Here is a 1607-nt window from a genome sequence, read left to right as displayed (position 1 = left end):
GGGAGGGGGCCGCCGTCGAGGGGGCGGTCAGAAACCTCTTCCAGCCGCCCTCGGGCGCCTGCCCCACCCCGAGTGTGCGGAGCCTCTCCAGAATCCGTGGGTCCTGGGCGTCGAGCCAGTCGACGAGCTGCCTGAAGGAGACACAGTGCACGTCGGCCATGGGGCACACCTTCTTGATGACGTCCTCGACGGCCTTCATGTAGACGCCGCCGTTCCAGCCCTCGAAGTGGTTGCCGATGATCAGCGGCGCGCGGTTGCCGTCGTACGCGCGGTCGAAGCCCTCCAGCAGGCCGTCGCGCATCTGGCGCCCCCAGGCCTCACGCTGCGCCGGATCGCCGTTGACCGTCCCCGACTGGTTGGCCAGGAAGTTGTAGTCCATCGCGAGCGTCTCGAAGGAGCGCCCGGGCATCGGCACCTGCTGGAGCGGCAGGTCCCACAGGCCGCCCTCCTTGTCGGGCCAGACCTGGGTGCCGTTGCCGGAGGAGTCGTAGCGGAAGCCCATCTCCTTCGCGGCGGGGAGCAGGTTCTCGCGGCCCTCCAGGCAGGGGGTGCGGCCGCCGACCAGTTCCCGGTCGTAGTCGAAGGGGAGGGGCTCCAGGTCCTTCCAGCCGGTCGTGGTCTTCCAGTTCTTCACGAACCACTTGGCCTGTTCGATCTCGCTCTTCCACTGCTCGGGCGTCCAGCTGCCGACACCGTTCGCCCCGCAGAAGTGGCCGTTGAAGTGGGTGCCTATCTCGTTCCCCTCGAGCCAGGCGCCGCGGAGCTGCTCCAGTGTGGCCCGTATGTTCTCGTCCTTGAGGTAGCCGATGTCCGAGGCGCCGCGGCCGCGGCCGGGGGGCTCATAGCGATGGGCCTCGTCCTCGGGCAGTACGTACACGCCGCTGAGGAAGTACGTCATGTGCGCGTCGTACTCCCTTCCCACCTCGCGGAAGTGCGAGAAGAGCTTCTTGCTGTCCTCTCCCGCGCCGTCCCAGGAGAAGACGACGAACTGCGGAGGCTTGTCGCCGGGCTTCAGACGTCCGAACTCGGGCTGGTTCGGCTGGGCGCCTATGTAGGCGGTGGAGCCGTCGCCTATGAGTTCGACCCTGCCCGCGGGCTTCGCCTTCCGCCCGTCCTTGTTCGCACGGCCCTCGTCCTTCGACACGCTCGGGGACGAGCTCGAGCAACCGACCGCCAGCACGATCAGTACGGCCGCTCCCGCAGCGCCTCTGGTCAGCCTCCGCGCGACTCCCATGCTCTCCACCTCATCGCCTCCGTCGTCGCTTTTGTGCTCTTCCGGCCGATGCGTTCGGCCTGCGACCAACCTCACACGCACGGTGAGAGGCGCAAGTGAGGGGAGCGGTTCCTATGACTTATTCACCCTCGGGTGTGAAGAGTGAGCCCGATTGCTTCGACCCCCTTTCTTGATTCTTTGGGCGACATTACGATTCGTTTACCGAAACTTTGTGTAGTCATGTCCATACGGAACGTGACGCAACCTCGCGACGGAGACGGATATGTCCGCCTGCGCCACACCTCGTCCCTCTGGAAGTCCCTCCGAACGTCCCACCGACGCCGATCCCACCGGCCCCAACGGCCCCAGTGGCCACGTCGACTCCCCCGGCCAC

1 protein-coding gene is annotated in these 1607 nt (G+C 66.6%); it reads right to left on the bottom strand.

The genetic code is table 11. The annotated features are described in order from the left end of the window. The coding region (locus L7D48_RS28680) for a hypothetical protein (protein WP_237884007.1) at nt 1-1234 on the bottom strand (1234 nt) is incomplete at its 3' end. Between the last annotated feature and the right edge of the window lie 373 nt (nt 1235-1607).

The organism is Streptomyces sp. ICN903, from assembly GCF_022015835.1.
In the GTDB taxonomy this organism is placed as follows: Bacteria; Actinomycetota; Actinomycetes; order Streptomycetales; family Streptomycetaceae; genus Streptomyces; species Streptomyces fenghuangensis.
This window is presented reverse-complemented; position numbering and strand designations above follow the sequence as displayed.